Genomic DNA, 21,307 nt, shown 5'->3' on the forward strand with positions numbered 1-21,307 from the left:
AATTACCAATCGTCGGTTCTGAATGAGGAAACGGGGAGCCCGTTGGTGCCGAACAAATCGCCTACAACAAAATCTTTAAAGGCGTAACGCACAGCAACAGGCTCTTTTACCAAAGGTGAAGATACAATAATTGCGCTGCCCGATATCATGGCCTGAGCGGGGTAAAATATTTTGTCTTTACCGGCAATTTCAAAGTTTTGGATAGACTTGTTGAAGGACGTAAGCCCGTTTTCGGCATGTTCAAACCTGATGGTAGCCTGATTGCCATCCACAGTCATTTCTTTGTACAGCGGACTTGCATAGTCGAAACCTTTGATGCCATAAGTTTGAGCTAATGCAAGATAAGCCAGCCGGGTACCTACGGGTTCTTTACGTGAAGGGTGAATAAGAGCCTGTTCGCCAACATCAAGCAATACAGCCATGCCGCTGTTGGGGATAATCTTTAATGATTTACGCTGAGCATCGCGCAGGTAAGCCGAATTGTATTTGCCACCCGTATTGTATGGTGGTAACTGGGCATAATCGTAAGGGGCAATCTGCGTATAGTAAAACGGGAAGTCACCTTGCTGCCAAAGCTCACGCCAGCGTTTTACCAGGGCCGGAAAAAGTTTTTGGTACTGATCCGGCCTGTCGTAATTTGATTCACCCTGGTACCAGATACAGCCTTTAATGCCATAGCCAATAACCGGGTTCAGCATGCCATTGAATAGGGTAGTAGGCGTGCGTGATACAGCTTTGATTGTATCTGTTTTAGCAGGGATCTTAATCTCCGGAAACTCTTTTAACCCTTCTGGGTCCAGCCAGGCTTCGGCATTTGAACCGGCATAACAGTCGCTGATCAAACCGATGGGCACATGAAGCATCTCATTCAATAACCTGCCGAAATAATAACCTGTAGCGCTAAAATTGGCTACAAACTCAGGCGAGGCCACATGCCATTCGGATGGTTTGCTATTTTCCTGAACTTCGGTTACAGATGAGTGGGGGACGGTGTAAATGTGGATGTTACTATTGGCTGATTTCAGGATGGCATCAACTGAACCGCTGATAGGCTGATTTTTATAGCCCTTCATCGGGATTTCCATATTTGATTGTCCCGTGCAAAGCCAAACTTCGCCAATAAGTACATTATTTAGTTGGATTGTATTGCCATCGCTTATGGTAACAGTATATGGTCCGCCATAAACCGGGGTACTTACTTTAACAAGCCATTTGCCATTGGCATTTACTTTGGCTTTGTAGGTTTTTTTGTTCCATGAAGTATTAACGGTAACTGTAGATCCTGCTTTGTCCCAACCCCAAACAGGAGCTTCGCTTTGCTGTTGCAGCACCATGTTATCGGTAAAAATGGATGCCAATTTTACCTGTGCCTGTGTGGATATAAACAGGAACAAACCCAAGCCGGATGCCAGTAACTTTTTCATTGCTGTAGATTATTTTATAAGCTTTCCGGCGCGTTTTGCCTCAAGCCACCCGCTGAAAAGGAGGTTTTTATTTAATTCGGGTTTAGGGAAAAACAAACTGGCCAGGTAGCCAACTATGATCACCACCAGATGGCTGTATACCCCGAGCATGTATTTATGCTGGTTGAAATTGTATTTTCCAAGATCGAGCAGGATATGTTTATCGGCGCCCAAGCCAATTTTGGCGGATGTTAAAAAGGCGTAACCGGTAAACAGGATACAGGCAATGATGCCGATGTTTACCCCCTGGCTATTTGCCCTGCTGCTGAATAATCCCAATAAAAAGATCCCGGCTATGCCGCCCGAAAATATGGCGTAGAGGGTAAACACAATGCCCAACGCTCCCTCGTCGCCCGCCAACAGGTACAGGGTAGCAATCCCCATTGCTCCAAATCCTGCCAGTACTACTATCCATCTACCGGCTTTTAAGTATTCCTTATCTGATTTATGGGGCCTGAATTTTTTGTAATAATCTTCCACACCAATGGCCGAAAGGCAGTTGAGATCAGCTCCCAGGCTGGAGATAGCCGCCGAGATCAATGCCGCCAATATCAATCCAACAACGCCGGTAGGCAGTTGGCTCATGATAAAATAAGGAAAAACCGCGTCGGCTTTAATATCTGCAGGTAGTGGGTTTTGCTGATAATAGGCAAATAATGCAGTGCCAATAAACATGAACAAAGCCCATAAAGGCACGGTAAGCGCCACTCCTAATATGGATGCGCGAATAGCTGCTTTGTCGGTTTTTGCTGTCAGATAACGTTGCACCATAGTTTGATCGGTGCCGTATTTTTGGATGGCGTAAAATACGCCGTTTATAGCCATAACGATAAACGTAAGCTTCTTGAAATTCCAGGAGTAGGGGCCGAAGTTATTTTTGTGATTAACACTGGCGATATGCCAAAGCTCAGGAAAGCCGCCTTTAATTGAACAGATGAGGATGATGAACGATGCAATGCCGCCGCCTATCAGCAAAAAGCCCTGCACAACATCGGCCCAGATCACGGCCTCGATGCCGCCAATAAGCGTAATGACGATGATCACAAACCCTATTACCCAGATAATGGCGAAGGTATTGGTATTGGTCATATTAGAAAGCGCAAGCGCCAGCAGGAAAAATACCGTTCCCATTTTTGAAAAATGGGTGAGCACAAAACTGATGGAGCTATAAAAGCGGGCAAACAGGCCGAAGCGTTTTTCAAAATACTCGTAGGTGCTTACGCCTATTACCTCGCGGTAAAGGGGGACTATAAACCAAACCATCAGCAATAAAACTACCGGAACCATTAAGCCCTGAACCAACAAGATCCAATTGGATGCAAAACCCTCGCCGGGATAGGCCAGGAAAGTTACACTGCTGATGAGTGTAGCCATTAACGACATGCCTATGGCCCAGGCCGGAATAGAGCCGCGCGATACGAAATATTTTTTGGTGGAGTTTTGTCCTTTTGAAAATTTGAGACCGATGGTTAATGAAATGGCCAGTGCCAGGGCTATGATAATATAATCTGCCAGGTGCAGGGTTTCATGTTTCATATGCAGGTATAATTGTTGGTTTCCCAAACGGGAGCAGGCCAGGGGTAGCTGCCCGGTTTTAAAGTTAAACATAATTGGTTATTGCCTGCTATGCGCATATGAATAACTCCGGGAGCTATTAGTTTTGAGGGATATAATTTTTTGATGTTTAAACGCTCAAGTATGGCCCAGGCGGTCGCGCCACCCTCAATCAGCAATTCGTGAAGGGAAGTGTGGTCAATAACCTGTTTTACAATATCTGCCATTTTGTGGCTCAGTAATAGGGGATCTACTTTTATATCCTTTATAAAATCGGGGTTTATGGCGATGATGGCGTTGTTGCCCGCCACAATGCTTGATGCTACATGACTGGCAAAAAGAGCATGAACATTGTCGCCGCTGGTTTCGGCGCAGATGGTTGCGGCAGGTACATAATGTACCGGGATATTGTTGTGCCGGCCATCGCTTAGGTTTAGCTTGCCCTGGTAAAACGTGCTGCCAAATATAAACAGCCGCCTACCGGTAGTTTCGGGGTCAGTGGTTTCAACCTTTTGCGGATTGGTTAAAGATTGGAGCAAAGTAGTGAAAAGGTTTGCCGAGCCAGCTAAAAGGGTATCGCTATCTGTTTTACTGATCCAATATTTAAGATCATCCTCGTCATTGGCCGCTCCTATAACGATTCCTGTCGCTGGTAGCTTGTCCTCTTTTTTAATCAACCGGATCTTTTCATCGGCCCTTAATAATTCAATAATATTTGAGCTTAATGCCGGGAAGGTTGGATCTTTAGCAAAATTACTGAGATGGATAGGCGCGCCGTTGTAATGGAACGTTTCGCCGATAAGTTTTTTTGAATGATGGGGGTTGCCGGGGATAATCAAAGCTCTTTTTAAACCTGATGCAGCAAGCTGGCTTTGCAATTCCTCAATAATATGCCCCCGTAAAACCGAATCTATCTTTTTAAAAATAAACCGGGGCTTCAGTCGCTGTAACTGAACGGTAAGGTCATGAACAATCTCCTTAGCCCGCGCTTCAGTAAGCGAACGGGTGTCGGTAGCTATGATCAGCAAATCTGCATCGCAGTATTCATCAACAGTGGTGCTCACCTCGGTTCTTAACCCGTGGTTGAGGCCTATGCCTGCCAGTTCGGCGGCTCCCGTTAAATCATCTGCAATTACAGCGATCATAGCTTATACTTTTACTCTATTTTTGCTCAATTGCACTGCCGACTCGATGGCCAGTATCATGGCGTCGCTGCTTGCAATCCCTTTTCCGGCAATTTCAAAAGCGGTACCGTGATCCACCGAAGTACGGATGATAGGCAGGCCCATGGTGATGTTAACACCTTTTACACTGTCCATCTGCTGCTTTTCGGCATTCCATTTAAAGCCGGTAAGCTTGAAGGGGATGTGCCCCTGATCATGGTACATAGCCACGATACCACCATAATACCCGGTTGATGCTTTGGAAAACAAGGTATCGGCAGGTACCGGGCCATCCACATCATAACCTAATTTTAGAGCCTCCTGCACAGCCGGAAGGATCTCAAATTCATCTTCTGTACCAAACAAACCCGAATCACCGGCATGAGGGTTAAGTCCGGCTACGCCTATCTTCAGGTTTTTCTCGCCCAATGAAATTAAACCATCCTGCAATAGTTCAATCACCTCAATGATGCGATCCTTTTTTACAAGATCGCAAGCTTGCCTTAACGAAACATGGGTTGATACGTGGATTACCTTCATGTTATGTTCAACCAGCAGCATGGCGTATTTTTTTGTGCCGGTGTAATGCGCGTAGATCTCGGTATGCCCGGCAAAGTGGTGCCCGGCTTCATTAATTGATTTTTTGTTGATAGGGCCTGTTACCGTAGCGTCAACTTCACCGCTAAGTGCCAGTTCAATAGCTTTTTTTACCGCTTCAAAAGAGGCATTGCCTGCCATGGCCGAGATTTCGCCAAAGCGCAGCTGTTCCATATCCACATTTTGCAGGTCGTAAACATCGGGTTTACCAAACTCAAAGTTGGCCTTGCGGATATCTTTTATGGAGTTGATGCGTGCCTCTAAACCTAATCGTTTTATGATATCAAAAAATACCCCGGTATCACCTATAATCAATGGACGGCAGATCTCAAACAACCTTTCGGTAAGCAGGGCTTTAACGGCAATTTCTGGGCCAATACTGGCCGGATCGCCCATGGTTATCGCTATGATCGGTTTCTCGGCTATCATTGGTAAATAGGTAAGCTTAGGTTCTCAACATTGAGCATAGCCTGTAGTTTATTTTGCAGTTCGGTAGCTTCGGCCTCACTTACTTTTAACAGCGGCGGCATCATGTACGAGCGGCATAACCCGGCACTTTGCATTAATGATTTTAATGCTGCTAATGATTCGCCAAGCAGGCGTTTGCCCTGGTAAATATCGCCAACCAGGTTGGAGTGCCTTTGCAATAGCAATGCTGCCGCTTCATCATTATTGTCGGCCGCCACTATCATTTTGTAATAAATATCGGGGAAAAGGTTTCCGGTGCTTGGCACCAGGCCGTCGCTGCCGGTAAACAGGGCGTGGGCAGATTGTGCGCCCCAGCCCAGGAAGTGACTGAAATCGGCCCGGCCAGCCCATAATTTAAGCGAATCTTTTAGCCGGTCGTGGTTACGTTCCGAGTCTTTGGTTCCAACAATATTATCGTGATGGCTTAATTCGTCGAGAAGGTTTAGGTTTATAGATACATTGGTTGTAGCCGGTATATTGTAAACTATCAGTGGGATAGGTACCTCGTTAGCCAGCGTTTCAAAGTATGTTTTAATTTCGTATTCAGTTAAAGTAAAATAGGCAGGCAAGTGCGCTACCGCAACGTCAATGCCTTCATCGGCACAGCGTTTGGCCAGCTCAATTGAGTCGGCAAGGCAGTTTGATGAAATGCCGGCGTAAAGCAATCTGCCGGGCTGCCTTACCGATGTTGCCAGTTTAATAAAGTCAAGCTTAAGATCGTTTGGTAAGGAGGCCGATTCGCCGGTGGTGCCCAGTATAAAAGGCACGCCGCCGTAGTTGAAAATATTGTCGAATATCTTTTCAACCGCTTCGTGATCAAGTTTGTAGCTATCGGTCAGTGGCGTAATTGATGGCACTACCAGGCCATTATATTTCTTTTTTAGTTTCATTTATGGATGTATTAATAAGCAGCCTCGTAAATGTTTACAGCGTCATCTATTGTTATCGGTCGCGGATTGTTTTTAAGCAAGCGCGTAATTTTCATGGCGTCGGCGGCCATTTGTGGTATGGTGTTTTTATCTATATCTATTTCTTTCAGTGTTGCCGGGATACCGCAATCCCTAATCAATTGGCGGATCTTTTCTACGCCTGCATGGGCCGTTTCAAAATCGTTGATACTGCTGCTACAACCCAACGCGCGTGCAATTGCCGCATATCTTTCCGGCGCTGCAGGGATATTGTATTCCATTACAAAAGGCAGCAGTAAGGCATTTGATAAGCCGTGAGCGATATGATACATGCTGCCCAGCGGATAGGAGAGCGCGTGAACACCTGCCGTATTAACCGGGCCTAAGCAAAAACCACCCATTAAACTGCCAATGGCCAATTGTGTACGGGCATCTTCATCGGTACCATCGTTTACTGCTTTAACAAGGTTGCGGGCTATCAGCCTGATCCCTTCAAGGGCATACATATCTATAAAAGGATGCGCATAAAGGTTGGTATAAGCTTCAAGGCAATGGGTTAAAGCATCAAGACCGGTAGCCGCGGTAACCTCGGCCGGCAGACTAATCATCAATTCCGGATCAATGATCACCACATCCGGAACAAGGTATGGGCTTATGATCCCTTTTTTCTGGTTGTCCGCATTGTCTATCAATATGGCATTAGGTGAGGCTTCGCTGCCTGTACCCGCTGTTGTAGGCACGCAAATAAGTTTTTTATTACGATTTTTAAGCAGGCCTATGCCGGTAATTTCCTTCAAAGTCTGATCATTATCAATTTGCGCGGCTATCAGTTTAGCTATATCAAGCACACTGCCGCCACCAATACCTATGATCACATCTGCCCGGGTGTTTTTAACAGATGTAAGCAGATCTTCAAAATCTTTAAATGATGGCTCCCTTACTATCGATGTATCAAAATGAACGGTAACTCCGGCTTCCTCGAGCTGAGCTAAAAGTGGCTCAAGCTTATCTAAAAGCGGGTTGATGGTGATTATCAAAGCTGATTTATAACCCTGGCCAACAACTTCATCGGTTAGTTTTAAAAGCGAGTTTTTGCCAACAATTACCTGGCCCGGAAACCGGATAGTGATGTCGCGATAAGGATGTACAGTTTGCGGCATATACTTATAAATTATAATAACAGGCCTTTTTAATTGGTTTTGATATAAAACAAAGATGGATACTGCCGTCTCCCATTTTCATCCAACCGTTATCCAATTATTGTACGATATTATCAAAAGGAATACTGGCAGGTAAACAGTTGCGATATTATCTGCTTGTAATTGGCTTTTGAAGGCAGCAATGGTAGTGAACAGGTGCTAAGATGCCGGGAGACGGAGCATGACAGTTCGGTAACTCAAGGCCGGTAACTTAGCAAAAAGTTGATTATGAGATAATAGGACGCAGTTTGAACCTGTTGGGTTAATATTTTTATTCCTATTTGTTGCCAATCATAACGCCACATCCTAATTATAAACAACCCGGTCTACCGCCGGTATTTTTTAATATTTCTGTTAACCGATTAAATACACATCCTCATGAAAAGAGTAATAACGTTAGGACAATTTATTATAGAGAAACAGGCAGATTTCCCATTTGCCAAAGGCGAGTTATCAAGACTTTTACGCGATATCGGCATCGCAGCCAAAATTGTAAACCGCGAGATCAGCAAAGCCGGGCTTATTGACATCATCGGCGAAACCGACTCGGTAAACTCTCATGGCGAGCGGCAAAAAAAGATGGATGTTTATGCCAATGAGCAATTTATTTCGGCGTTGCGGAGTGGGGGCGAGTGCTGCGTAGTGGCTTCGGAGGAGAATGATGAGCACATCCTGATAGAATCTGAGATCTCCAAGCATGCCAAATATATCGTAGCTATTGACCCGCTGGATGGTTCCTCAAATATCGATGTAAATGTGAGTGTGGGCACTATATTTTCCATTTACCGCCGTAAATCTGTGGACGGTAAAGCTACTTTGCAGGATGTACTGCAGAAAGGTACTGAGCAGGTAGCCGCCGGTTACGTGATCTACGGATCATCAACCATGCTGGTTTATACTACAGGTAAAGGGGTTAACGGCTTTACGCTTGATCCTTCAATAGGGGAGTTTTGCCTGTCGCACCCTGATATAAAAATGCCGAAAGATGGTAATCTGTATTCTATCAATGAAGGATATTATACGCATTTTCCTTTAGGCGTAAAAAAATACATCAAGTACTGCCAGGTTGAGGACGAGGGCACCAACCGTCCTTATACCTCGCGCTATACCGGATCTATGATAGCCGATATTCACCGTAACCTGATTAAAGGCGGTATCTTCCTTTATCCTACTACAGCCCAGTATCCAAACGGAAAATTGCGACTGGTTTATGAGTGCAACCCTATGGCCTTTATTGTGGAGCAGGCGGGAGGCCTGGCATCTACAGGTTATGACCGGATCCTTGATTTGGATGTGAATGAGCTTCACCAGCGTTCGGCTATTTTTATCGGTTCGGAAAACATGATTAAACGGGCAGAAGAGTTTATGCTGGCCTTTTCTCCGCAACAACCATCTATAGCTCCGCATAAAAAAGTTATTTAGTTAATGTGAGTTCGAGATAAGCAAAGCCAATGTCATTTCGAACGAACGTGGAAGGATTGGGATGGAGGAGTGAGGAGAAATCTTCTACGCCCTACCTGTGAACTATGCATAGGGACTTGCTGGGTGTAGAAGATTTCTCTTTCGCCCTTACGCTCTTTACCACCCGGCTCTATCGAAATGACATTTTTTATTAAATAGGGCAAATTTCTCTTATTCCTAACTCTCGTTAATTAATAAACTATTCTCGGTTTGCAGACTTGTGTCATTTGTAGTGGCATAGGTTATAATTTTACTTTCTTTAATTTAAAAATTAGGTAAGACTAATTTTTTTTATTTGTTTTGTATATTATTTAAGATATGCTAAAGCGAATGAAAATATTATCTATACTATGCTTTTTATTAATCCCAGGTTTGGTTTTGGCGCAGCATGGCTCCCTTAAAGGGAGATTAACCACCGGTAGCGAGCCGCTTTCCTTTGCTACTGTCACGCTTTCCGGAACCGCAATTGGCGTAACCACGAACGATAAAGGCTATTACTATTTAAAAAATGTTCCGGCGGGTACTTACACCGTTGTTTTTTCGAACATTGGGTATGTCACCGAGCGCTATAATGTGAGCGTAAAGCCTGGTGAGGCCACGTTACTGAACGGAAATCTGAAAGAAAGCAGCTCTAAGCTGAATGAGGTGACCGTAACCGGGGTATCACGTAAAACCGAATTAAGGAGTAACCCCATACCCATAGCGGTAATGACCCGGAAAGAGATGGATCAGAATGTGAACAACAACATTATTGATGCTATTGTAAAGGGCGTGCCCGGAGTTAACGCGGTTACCACCGGGCCTAATATTTCCAAACCGTTTATCAGGGGATTGGGCTACAACCGTGTTTTAACCTTGTATGACGGCGTACGGCAGGAAGGGCAACAATGGGGCGATGAACATGGCATTGAGATAGATCAATACGGTATCGGTCGTGCGGAAGTAGTAAAAGGGCCGGCAAGTTTAACTTATGGATCTGATGCCTTAGCCGGGGTGATCAATATGATCCCTTACCTGCTTGCAGGCGAAAACCGGGTTTTAAAAGGCGATTACACTGCCGACTATCATACCAATAACGGCATGATTGGTACTTCGCTTGGCTTATCTTACAGAAAAGATGATTGGCGGTACGCCTTCCGGGCAACCGCGAAAGCTGCACATGATTATCAAAACAGTATTGATGGCTATGTGTATAATACTGGTTTTCGTGAGTTTAACCTGTCGGGAATGGCCAGGGTTGATAAAAAATGGGGCTACTCGCAAATAGCGGCGACAGTTTACGATAACCGGCAGGAAATACCTGATGGCAGTCGGGATTCACTTACACGGCAGTTTACCAGGCAGGTAGCCGAAAGCAGCACCGACAATATCAGGAACCGGCCGGTTGTAAGTAATGATGAGCTAAGATCATACACTATAACCCCTCTGCACCAGCGCATTCAACATTATCGTGTATACGCAAACAATGAGTTTAAATTGGGCGAAGGCAGCAGTATCAATGCCTCGCTTGGTTTACAGCAGAGTATCCGCCGGGAATATAACCACCCTACACAGGCAAACCAGCCGGGTTTATATGTTGTGCTTAATACACTTAATTACGATGTAAAATACAATCTGCCGACTATAGCAGGTATTGAAAGTACCCTCGGGTTGAACGGTATGTATCAAACCAACCGGAGCAAGGCGGCAACAGATTTTCCCATCCCGGATTATAATCTTTTTGATGCGGGGACTTTCTTTTTCGCCAAAAAAACTATCGGGAAAGTTGATATCTCCGGCGGTATCAGGTATGATAATCGGCAAATCAACTGGCATGATTTTTACGTTGGCCCAAATCCTAAAAACGGATTTGAACAGCATGTGATATTACCGGATACAGCAGGCGCTCATTTGCAGTTCCCGGCTTTTAAGCATGTATACCAGGGCGTATCGGGTAGTTTGGGTATAACCTATAATATCAGCGAGCGCTTGCTGCTTAAGGCGAATATTGCCAGAGGATATCGCGCACCCAATATCACCGAAATTGGCTCCAACGGACTGGATCCCGGCGCGCATATCGTGTACTTAGGCAATCGTGGCTTTAACCCTGAATTCAGCTTGCAGGAAGATGTTGGCTTTATTGCTTATCTGAAGGATGTAGACCTGATTGCCGAGCTGTTTAACAACCATATCAACAATTATATTTACCAGGCCAAACTCACTGATGTCAACGGCAATCCTGTTGTGATTGTTCCGGGTAACAGTACCTATCAATACCAGCAAAGCAGTGCCCGATTATACGGGGCAGAATTTACGCTTAATATGCATCCGCAGAATATCAAGTGGCTGGCTTTTAACAACAGCCTGGCTTATGTAACGGGTATCAACGGCAACAAACAACTCATTGATGAATCTGACGGCGCGGCTAAATACCTGCCTTTTATTCCTCCGTTGCATATCCGGTCGGAGTTTAAAGTGAGTTTACAGAAAGCGTACGGGGCTTTTTCAAAGATCTATTTCAAGGCCGAAATGGATGCCTATACTACACAAAACCGCTACTATGCCCTGGATAACACCGAGACGGCCACACCAGGCTATGCGCTGTTTAATTTGGGTGCGGGATCCACCATTAAAAATAAAGCGGACAGAACCATTTGCGAGCTTTTTTTGCAGGTGGATAACCTATTTGATAAGGCCTATCAATCAAATCTTAACCGCTTAAAATATTTTGAATATTACCAATCGTCGCCAAACGGGCACCTCGGTATTTATAACATCGGGCGGAATGTTAGCTTTAAACTGGTTTTTCCGTTTTAATGAATCTGTGTTAAGAATCTCAAAGCAGGAGATTTACGGAGTTTTTAAAACTTCGTAAATCTGGTTTTACGGCTCTCGATTCTAACTGAAAACCAATCCTCCAAAATAAATGAGATAAAATCCTGCTAAAAATTAGTTAATTGTTAAAATAACACTTAATATTGGGTTTCCTTTTTAACCTTTTAATTATGATGAAGCGTGTATCTGTCTTTTTTGCCTTCATGTTATTTTGCGTGGCGGCGCTGGCGCAAAAGCAAATGATCCCGAACCCGATAACAGGAGGATACTTTGCCGACCCAACCATAGTTAAAGATAAAGGCCATTATTTCATTTACGCTACCATTGATCCCTGGGGTGCTAAAGAGTTGGCTGTACTGGAAACAACCGACTTTGTTAAATTTACACGTCATCATATCAACTGGCCTACAAAAGAAGCTTGTACCAGTCCCACTTCGCTTGATGAAATGGTTTGGGCACCATCGGTAGTAAAAGGGAAAGACAATAAGTTTTACATGTATGTAGCCGTAGGCGGCGAGATTTGGGGAGGTGTAGGTAACACACCGCTCGGTCCCTGGAAAAACCTGAAGAAAGATAACACCCCAATGGTGAAATCAACAGACTATCCAAATGTGCATAACATCGATCCGGATTGTTTTATTGACAGTGATGGCAGCATCTATCTTTACTGGGGTTCGGGCTATAAGTGGATCAACGGACATTGTATGGCTGTAAAGCTGAAGGATGATATGGTTTCGTTTGATGGAGCCCCTAAGGATATTACCACACCTCATTTTTTTGAAGGCGCGCATTTGGTGAAACGTAATAAAACCTATTACCTTATGTTTTCGGAAGGTAAAGCTATTGATGCCAGTTATCAGGTTGGTTATGCTAAAGGAAACAGTCCGCTGGGCCCGTTTCAGGAGGATGAACACCGGGTTATACTCAGCACTTCTGCTGATAGTACTGTGATTGGGCCCGGTCATCACACCACCTTTGTTGAAAAAGGGCAGCGCTATATTTTATATCACCGCATTTTTCCTCAAAAGGAATCTTTTGTATTAAGGCAGCTTTGCCTGGATAGTTTGAATTTTGATTCAAACGGAAATATCAAAAAGGTGAGTACTAAAGGTGTTCAAAAGTTTAACTAAACCAGATAGAAATTTATGCGCTACGGCTTCGTTCTCACAGCTTTGCTATTGTTTTGTTTTGCAGCTAACGCTCAAAATAAACCTAAGAAGATAAGCCCCGACCTTTTTGGGATCTTTTTTGAAGATTTAAGCTATGCAGCTGATGGTGGCCTTTATGCCGAACTGATTCAAAACCGCTCATTTGAATACAGTCCGGCCGATAACCGGGACTGGAACTCACTGACCGCCTGGAAATACCAGACCGATGGTTTTGGTTATGGAATTATTTCTGTAGAAACGGCTGCTCCAATCCATCCCAATAACCCACACTATATTTTACTCGATATTCAGGATGAAGGACAAAAAGGCGTAGGACTTGAAAATTCGGGCTTTGACGGCATACCTGTAAAGGCCGGTAAAAACTATGATTTTTCGGTTTTTTTGAACGTGATATCCGGTGAATCATTACCGGTAAAAGTTGCGCTTGTGGATAAGAATGGAAAGGAGTTGGGTTCATCGTCATTTACAGCGGCAGATAAAGGCTGGAAAAAATATGCAGAGCAGATCCATGTGAATTTTGATAATGACAGCGCCAAACTGGTACTGTTAATTAAAGCGAAAGGAAAAGTTGGGGTTGATATGGTGTCCTTATTCCCTGAAGAAACTTTTAAAAACCATAAAAATGGGTTACGGGCCGATCTGGCACAGGTTATTGCCGATATAAAGCCGAAGTTTATGCGTTTCCCCGGCGGTTGTCTTACTCATGGAGATGGCGTTGCCAACATTTATCGCTGGAAAAATACTATCGGTCCGGTTGAGCAGCGGGTTGAACAGCGCAACATCTGGAATTACCATCAATCGGTAGGGTTGGGGTACTTTGAATATTTTCAGTTCTGTGAGGATATTGGCGCTAAGCCGGTGCCGGTACTTGCGGCAGGCGTGAGTTGCCAAAATTCGGGTGGTACCTGGAAAATAGGCTCGACAGGGCAAAAGGGTATCCCGATGGATGAAATGAAAGCTTATGTACAAGATGTGCTTGACCTGATTGAGTATGCCAACGGGCCTGCCACATCTACCTGGGGCGCTAAACGCGCCGCGGCGGGGCACCCAGCTCCATTCAATTTAGAATATCTTGGTATAGGTAATGAAGATAAGATCACCGGTGTATTTGAAGAACGTTTCCGGATGATCTATGACGCGGTTCACAAGGCTCATCCCGAAATTAAGATCATTGGCACAGTAGGCCCAAGCCCCAACGGCGAAGACTTTGAGAAAGGCTGGAAGCTGGCCGATCAACTGTCAGTTGGTATTGTTGACGAGCATTACTACGAAAAACCGCAATGGTTTTTGAAAAATACTACCCGCTATGATAGCTACAACAGGCGAAGGTCAAAAGTTTACATTGGTGAATATGCTTCATGGGGCAATACGCTTTATAACGCCCTGGCCGAGGCTGTATACATGACCCATTTAGAACGTAATGGAGATGTGGTAAGGATGGCATCATATGCGCCGCTAATAGCGAGAATTGGTCATACATCATGGAATCCCAACCTGATATATTTTAATGGCACAAAGGTTTTCCCAACAGTAAACTACTATGTTCAGCAGCAGTTTGCCGCTAACGCCGGCGATGTGTATTTGCCGGGTATGGTAAAGCTAAAAGGCGAAAAGACTACGCTTGATACTACTGCCGGAACTTCAGTGGTAAAAGATAGCGCTACCGGTGATATTATCCTAAAGATAGCCAATGCTGGTACTACTCAAATTTCGGGGCAGGCTGATCTTTCTGCAATTGGTAAGTTACCTGAATCCGCCACGCTTACTGTCATTTCCGATAACCCGGAGGTGAAAAATGGCGCGGATAATCCTCAGGCTGTTCTTCCTCAATCATCAACCGTAAAATTGCAGAAGAAATGGGCTTTCACGGTGCCTGCTCATTCATTGACGGTTGTCAGGATAAGTGCCGGAACAGTAGGAAAGCAGAAATAATCATCTAAAAAATCCAACCAATACATACATGAAAAAAATAGTTTTACTGGGCGTTTTATTTAGCTTTTATACGGCAGTCATCGCGCAGCCGCAGCAAAAATTCAGTGCCTATCTCTTTACTTATTTCACAGGTAATAAAAGCGGCGAAGCCATTCGTTTTGCTTTGAGCAATGATGGTTATCACTTTCGCGCGTTGAATAATAACCGCCCTGTTTTAAATTCGGCCGATATCAGCGTTACAGGCGGCGTACGCGATCCGCATATTATGCGCGCTGCTGATGGGAAAACTTTTTACATGGTGGCTACCGATATGAACACCGAAAAATACGGTTGGGGCCCAGACTATTCGATGGTGTTATTAAAATCAACCGACCTGGTGCACTGGTCGTCAAAATCAATTGATATCACTAAAACCTATGAAAAATTTGCCGGGGTAAACAGGGTATGGGCTCCGCAAACTATTTATGATCCCCAGGTAAAAAAGTATATGATCTACTGGTCTATGCGTTTTGGGAACGAGGCTGATAAAATTTATTACGCTTATGCCAATAAGGATTTTACAGGTTTGGAAACCGAGCCTAAACAGCTTTTTTTCAAGCCCGATGGCGGTGCTTGTATCGATGGTGATATTGTTTATAAAGACAAGAAATATTACCTGTTTTTCAAAACCGAGGGATCTGGTGCCGGTATAAAAATAGCGGTGTCGGATAAACTGACATCCGGATATGTATTGCGCGATAAATATGTACAACAAACCAAAGACCCGGTAGAAGGCGCCGGTACATTCAAGCTAAACAACGGTACCGGCTACATTTTGATGTACGATATGTACACGCAGGGCAAATACCAATTTACCCGCACCACAGATCTGGAAAACTTTAAACTGATTGACGACGAGGTTTCCATGAATTTCCACCCTCGTCACGGTACCGTAATGCCAATTACTGCAAAAGAAGCCGCTGCCCTAACCGCTAAATGGGAAACCGCCGAAGATGTGATGCTCTCGGCTGTTAACAAGCAGATAAAAACTATCAATATCGTGGTTGATTCTGCAAATCACAAGGTTCATCTGCCAGTGAAACCTGGTACTGACCTGAAATCGTTTGATCCGCAGTTTATCCTATTCCCCGGCGTTACTGTTAGTCCGGCAAAGCCGCAGGATTTTACTAAAAGCCCGGTTAAATATTCGGTAACTATAGCCGGTAAAAAGGCGCAGGTTTTTGAAGTTACCGCTCAGGAGCTGCATAACACCGCTATAGCCGGTTACTATGCTGACCCGGAGATATTATATGCCGAGAAAACAGGTAAGTTTTACATCTACCCAACCAGCGATGGTTTCGATGGCTGGTCAGGTACTTATTTCAAGGCTTTTTCTTCGGATGATATGGTTAACTGGAAAGATGAAGGTAAGATCCTTGATTTGCCAAAAGATGTAAGCTGGGCAAAAAAGAATGCATGGGCACCTTGCATCATCGAGAAAAAGATTGGCGGCGAGTATAAATATTTCTACTATTTCGCTGCCGCGCAAAAGATAGGTGTAGCTGTCGCGAATGATCCTATAGGTCCGTTCACCGATTCTGGCAAACCATTATTAGCTCAACTGCCCGAAGGCGTTAAAGGCGGCCAGCAAATTGATGCCGATGTGTTTTCAGATCCGCAAACCGGCAAAAATTACTTGTATTGGGGTAATGGCTATATGGCCGTGGCCGAATTAAATGACGATATGATTTCGTTAAAGCCTGGTACTACCAAAATCCTGACACCATATTCGCATTATAACGAGGGGACTTATGTATTTTATCGTAAGGGCACTTACTACTTTATGTGGTCAGAAAATGATACCCGTAGTCCGGATTACAGCGTACATTATGGCACTGCTAAATCGCCTTATGGCCCAATCGAAATTCCAGAAAACAACATCGTGATCACTAAAGATGCTGCTAATGGCATTTACGGTACCGGCCACAATTCGGTGATACAAATACCGGGGACGGATGAATGGTATATCGTTTACCATCGCTTTAATTATCCTAAAGGGATCACCATGGGCGATGCTGCCGGGTATAACCGCGAGGTATGCATCGATAAAATGGAGTTTGACGATAAAGGAATGATTAAACAGGTGATACCAACACACGAAGGTATTCAGCCAGTGCATGTAAAAAAATAAGCCGACAAATTTACTGTAGCGTAAATAATTAACCGGCCCGGAGATGATCACTTCGGGCCGGTTTGGTTTTGTAAAATATCAAAAAGTGCAAATAATAGTAAGTTTTGGTACATAGCTTATTCGTAATTTTATAAAATCGCTATCGTTTTGGTCAAAACTCAAGGCTGACCAAATGAGCCGTTAACCAATGTAAACCTGTACTGATGTTGAAGAATTATTTCAAATATCTTAACGTAAGTGAGCTTGAAGAGCGATGGGGGATTTATGTAACTACGGTAGGCTATTCCAAAATTGAGCCTAATGATAATTACCCTAACCAGGTACATCCCGAAAGCCATCAACTTACCTGGAACCGTGGCCGCATACTTAACGATTATTATATCGTATTCATTTCAAGAGGCAAAGGTGTTTATGGTTCAGCGCTTACCAAGCCGGCTGAAGTTGTTGAAGGTACTTGCTTTTTCCTGTATCCGGGAGTATGGCACCGGTATAAACCCGATCCCGGATCGGGCTGGGAGGAGTTTTGGGTGGGCTTCAATGGTTTTTATGTGGAGCAGCTGATGAGCAACGGCTTTTTCGACCGGAAGAACCCGCTTGTTCCTTCCTGCCTGAATAAAGATATCCTGGCGCTGTTTCATAATTTGGTTGAAAGTGTGCGTTCATCATTACCGGGCTATCCTCAGCAAATATCAGCCATGACCTTACAATTGTTAGGCTTGATCAGCAATATCATTCAGCACCATGAATACAATGATGATCCGGTAGGTAAACTCATTTCAAAGGCGAGGTTCATCATACAGGAATCGTTTGAGGATACGTTGGATATGGAAGAACTGGCAAAGGCCTTGCCTATGGGGTATTCCTCATTTCGCAAAGCTTTCCGGCGTATAACAGGCGTTTCTCCGAACCAATACCATCTTAACATCAGGCTGGAACGCGCAAAAAGCCTCCTGTTAACCACTGTATTAAACACCAGCGAAATAGCCGACCAAACCGGCTTTGAATCGGTGTTTTATTTTTCGCGCTTGTTTAAAAAGAAGAACGGCGTTTCGCCAACGGAATTCCGCAAAAACGCTCAGGCAGTACAATAGCGTTTTCGGAGCAGATCTTTCATAAAGCAATTAATGCCGAATTGATCGGCAACCGGTTTGTTACTGAATGGGATGGATGGCATGTAGGGTTGTGGGCCAAACTCGGTTGTTATAGGCAGTATTGGCGTACCTATCAGTTTATTGTGCGCTATTATCTTGTCCCACCAACGCAGGAAATGATCAAGTGCGTATTGCCATTCGGGTGCTGCCGGATCAGGCACCTGTGGCCCTTCTTCAAAACCCACTCTTGAATGAATATGACGGCTGCGTTTTATAGCCTCATCCATTATCCCGCCAAAGTTTTGCAGCATGCTTTCGGTAACGCATACCCAATGCGAAAAATCGGCAGTGATGGCAAACTCATCCTGCAAGCTAAATAACTCGGCTGTCATTTGTGGTGAGTAGCCCGACCGGCCACGATGAGTTTCGTGTGCTACAGTGATGCCTGTTTTAGCAGTGAATTCCTGTGCCGCGTTGATCAGGTCGAGGTTTTCCCGGATAGAGAAATAATCACGGCCTGTATGCGAATTGACCAGGATCGGGCCAGGCTCAGCGCATTGGTACAGGTTTTTGATAAATGATTCCTTGAATTTTTTGAATGTACCGCCTTCGGCCTCGTGCTGATGCGTTACAATAGCCATTTGGTGCTGTTGCAGATAATCATACAATGCCCGTTGATCGGTCTTGTCGGCCGGGATCCAGGTGTCAATGCCATCATAGCCCGCAATCCTGATCTTGTCGAGAAAAGTTTTCAGCGGCAAATGTTCATGCCCCCACAGGGGGCTGAGGATCTTAATTTGCATGGCTGATACTGATGTTTTCAGAAGCTGCTGAAGCGATGCGGTTAAAAGAAAGTTCTCCTTTGGCATCGCTTTTTTTCTTCCCTATGATCTTTCCAGCTATAGCCACAGTATAATTTTCGTTGGATTTTAGTTTGCTAACGCGATAGGTGAGTGGTGTTGTCGAAGCAGCACCTTTGCTTTGTACCCATTCTATTTTGCCATCGCTCCAATTGTTAATTTTAATTGTTAGCGATTGGGTTGAGGTTACCGTTAGAGCCGCCTTGTCTTCATTTCCATTAAAATAAGATAACAGATTTGCTGTGGCGTTAAAACCAAAACTTTTAGGACTTGTCACCTTAAACTTATTGTTTGATACGGTATAACTATCATTATCAAGCCCGATGGTTAAACGCTGTCCCTGGTAATTATATTTAAGCTCGGTGCCGGCCAGCTCGGGTGTAATATGTGGATCAAGATAAAAGCGGTTATAAAGCGGGTTTATACCGTAAATGGCCTGGTATAAACCTACTATGCTTAAACTATTACCCGATAAAATATCATCGCCCCGGCCATCCTGTTTTTGGCGACCGTAGCGCTGGTACGCGAGGCCATCTTTACTATACTGCTCCAATACGTTTTTTACATATTTAACCGCCAGCGTTGGATCATAACTTGCATAAGCTGCAACGGCCACCGATCCCCAGGATAAAAACAAGTCGCCATTTTCGTATTCAGGGAAGGGGAACTGATATTCTTTTCCCTCGGCAGGTTCATACGAGGTCATAGCTAAAGGCCAGAAAAACAGTTTTTCCCGTTGCATCTGCGCTTCTATATTGTCCAAAATCAATTTAGTACGGTTTTTATCACCGCAGATGCCGTAAGCTATCGCCATGAAATTAACCGGGGTAACCATATTGCGGCCGTGGATGCTGTTGTCCTTGTCGCGCCAGTGCACGTAGCATTGTTTTTCCTCGTCCCATAAGCCGCCCTCGCTTGTAGGTTTATTAAAGCTCGCTTTAAGTTTGGCAGCAAAGTTTTCATAGTAGGTGGCTTTTTCTGGGTTGTTAAGTTGGCGCTCCACAACTGCCCATTCCACAAGCGCGTGGTATAGTTTGGCGTTCACAAAAGCATTCTCATACGATGCCCAGATGATGTCTATCCAGTCGCTGCTTTTCTTTTGATTTTGCGAATCGGTCATCATTTCAACCAAACCATTGTTGTTGCCGTCACGCTTCATGATCCAGGCCAGGGCTTTTTCACAGGATGCCTGATGCGTTTTAACCCATGCTTTATCTCCGGTCATGTTATAAAGCTCGGCTACGTTGGTTACAATGTCCGGGTTGGAGTCCATCAAAATTCCCCATTGGGCTTCATAAAAGCCATCTTTATTAAACTGGCCCGGAGCAGCATCCTCATTGGTATAAGCCCAGCGCGAATAAACCCTTCCATCGGGTTGGATGGCATGATCGCGGTAAAAATCCAGACAGCTTTCATAGCCCTTCAGATAGGCCGGATCGTTAATGCCCAGTCCTAACTGCCCGATATATTGTTCATGCAGGCATATCGGCCCGTAAGGCGTAGCCCAGCTGTTGCCACCAAAGTGCAGGGAATCAATAACGCCAATGCGGGCAATGGTACCTAAAACAGCGTTAACCTGCGCGCCATTTAATCCTGCCAGTTTACCACGGCCATACTTATCGTTATAATCAAAATAGCTGAAGGTTATGCTCTGGCTGTTTTTAAGGGCCGGTGCCTGAAATGGTGCCCATACATCGGTTCGTTTCCGGAGAAATAACCGGCGATTGGTGCCGCTGTCTGATTTGGGGATCATCTGTTTATCCGAAACCGTTACGGAATAAGCAAGTTTATCATCATTAGTACGGGTATATTTCATGGCAACCGCTTTACCCGGAGCATTAACAGTAATGTTTAGCCCATTGCCAGTTTTGCTGTTCCAGAAATTGGTTGAGCGGGTATGAACGCCATAAGTACATAGTTTTTCATTAAACAAATAAAACCAGGCCAGGCCGCCATAACCCTGATAAGCACCCTCCCAGGTATTGATATTATCAAAGTTTATAACAGGCATAGCCGCCTCCTCAATTTTGGCTGCTTTGGAAAAAGTCCGCTCTACCTGCCACGTAATATCGCTGCCTTTTTTTGTAAAAATCCAGTTTTCGGTAATGGTTAAATCTTTATCACCATACCTGATGCCGTTGAGCGTTGTCTTTCCTGCCGATTGCTGCAGCGCCGGCTTTGCGTTTAAATGCAGGCTCGAATAAACTTTTCCATCCACCTTAACGGATGTAAAAACACCATCAGCATTGCTTACCACCTTTTGCTCGTTTACACTCAGCGATGTGATTTGCGCTTTACCACCATAAGCAAGCGTTATGGCAATTTTAGGCGTGCCTATGGAAATGCTTTTATCGTCGGCAATGGTATTGGCTTTACTGCCTGTAGCTGAGATAAGCAAAAGCAGCATTAGTAGCAATGAGGTGATGGATTTGTTGGTGGACATAGGTGGCTTATGTGG

14 protein-coding genes are annotated in these 21,307 nt (G+C 44.6%); 6 read left to right on the top strand and 8 right to left on the bottom strand.

The annotated features are described in order from the left end of the window. Positions 1-2 precede the first annotated feature (2 nt). From DEO27_RS02295 to DEO27_RS02320, 6 genes are read right to left on the bottom strand one after another with little or no spacing between them, the layout of a single operon-like run. Entirely contained in the window at positions 3-1,424 is a 1,422-nt protein-coding gene (locus DEO27_RS02295; RefSeq protein WP_112569329.1) for a sialate O-acetylesterase, read from the bottom strand. Between the two features lie 9 nt (positions 1,425-1,433). Then, a complete protein-coding gene (locus DEO27_RS02300) occupies positions 1,434-2,999 on the bottom strand; it encodes a sodium:solute symporter (protein ID WP_112569331.1) in 1,566 nt (521 codons plus the stop codon). Continuing rightward, entirely contained in the window at positions 2,996-4,162 is a 1,167-nt protein-coding gene (locus DEO27_RS02305) for a four-carbon acid sugar kinase family protein (protein ID WP_112569333.1), read from the bottom strand. Before DEO27_RS02305 ends, DEO27_RS02300 begins: the two co-directional genes overlap by 4 nt. A 3-nt stretch (positions 4,163-4,165) precedes the next feature. After that, positions 4,166-5,206 carry a 4-hydroxythreonine-4-phosphate dehydrogenase PdxA gene (pdxA, locus tag DEO27_RS02310; RefSeq protein WP_223818141.1) on the bottom strand — a complete coding sequence of 347 codons (1,041 nt, stop codon included), beginning with the start codon at positions 5,204-5,206 and terminating at the stop codon, positions 4,166-4,168. Beyond that, a complete protein-coding gene (locus tag DEO27_RS02315; protein WP_112569335.1) occupies positions 5,203-6,135 on the bottom strand; it encodes a dihydrodipicolinate synthase family protein in 933 nt (310 codons plus the stop codon). Before DEO27_RS02315 ends, pdxA begins: the two co-directional genes overlap by 4 nt. Positions 6,136-6,146: 11 nt before the next feature. After that, complete coding sequence (locus DEO27_RS02320; RefSeq protein ID WP_112569337.1) at positions 6,147-7,313, bottom strand: iron-containing alcohol dehydrogenase; 1,167 nt, start codon at positions 7,311-7,313, stop codon at positions 6,147-6,149. Between the two features lie 417 nt (positions 7,314-7,730). On the opposite strand from DEO27_RS02320, the gene fbp reads away from it, so the two are divergent. The 6 genes from fbp (at position 7,731) to DEO27_RS02350 (ending at position 17,989) form a co-directional block, all read left to right on the top strand. Further along, the gene (gene fbp, locus DEO27_RS02325) at positions 7,731-8,774 is read left to right on the top strand and encodes a class 1 fructose-bisphosphatase (RefSeq protein ID WP_112569339.1); all 1,044 of its coding nucleotides are present in this window, start codon (positions 7,731-7,733) and stop codon (positions 8,772-8,774) included. A gap of 369 nt (positions 8,775-9,143) precedes the next feature. After that, positions 9,144-11,609: a TonB-dependent receptor gene (locus DEO27_RS02330; RefSeq protein WP_112569341.1), complete on the top strand. Its 2,466-nt coding sequence runs from the start codon at positions 9,144-9,146 to the stop codon at positions 11,607-11,609. Between the two features lie 188 nt (positions 11,610-11,797). Continuing rightward, entirely contained in the window at positions 11,798-12,757 is a 960-nt protein-coding gene (locus DEO27_RS02335; RefSeq protein WP_112569343.1) for a family 43 glycosylhydrolase, read from the top strand. 15 nt (positions 12,758-12,772) lie between these two features. Next, positions 12,773-14,728 (top strand): alpha-L-arabinofuranosidase C-terminal domain-containing protein, encoded by a 1,956-nt coding sequence (locus DEO27_RS02340; RefSeq protein ID WP_112569345.1) that lies wholly within the window; start codon positions 12,773-12,775, stop codon positions 14,726-14,728. Between the two features lie 28 nt (positions 14,729-14,756). Further along, positions 14,757-16,898, top strand: coding sequence for a family 43 glycosylhydrolase (locus tag DEO27_RS02345; protein WP_112569347.1), 2,142 nt, complete (start codon positions 14,757-14,759; stop codon positions 16,896-16,898). A 203-nt stretch (positions 16,899-17,101) separates the two neighbouring features. Then, a complete protein-coding gene (locus DEO27_RS02350; RefSeq protein ID WP_112569349.1) occupies positions 17,102-17,989 on the top strand; it encodes a helix-turn-helix domain-containing protein in 888 nt (295 codons plus the stop codon). On the opposite strand, the gene DEO27_RS02355 is transcribed toward DEO27_RS02350, so the two are convergent. Together DEO27_RS02355 and DEO27_RS02360 are read right to left on the bottom strand one after the other, a co-directional pair. Beyond that, positions 17,974-18,792, bottom strand: a complete 819-nt coding sequence (locus DEO27_RS02355) for a sugar phosphate isomerase/epimerase family protein (protein WP_112569351.1) — start codon at positions 18,790-18,792, stop codon at positions 17,974-17,976. The two genes, DEO27_RS02350 and DEO27_RS02355, sit on opposite strands and share 16 nt — an antisense overlap. After that, a complete protein-coding gene (locus tag DEO27_RS02360; RefSeq protein ID WP_112569353.1) occupies positions 18,782-21,292 on the bottom strand; it encodes a hypothetical protein in 2,511 nt (836 codons plus the stop codon). Before DEO27_RS02360 ends, DEO27_RS02355 begins: the two co-directional genes overlap by 11 nt. Positions 21,293-21,307 lie beyond the last annotated feature (15 nt).

The organism is Mucilaginibacter rubeus, assembly GCF_003286415.2.
In the GTDB taxonomy this organism is placed as follows: Bacteria; Bacteroidota; Bacteroidia; order Sphingobacteriales; family Sphingobacteriaceae; genus Mucilaginibacter; species Mucilaginibacter rubeus_A.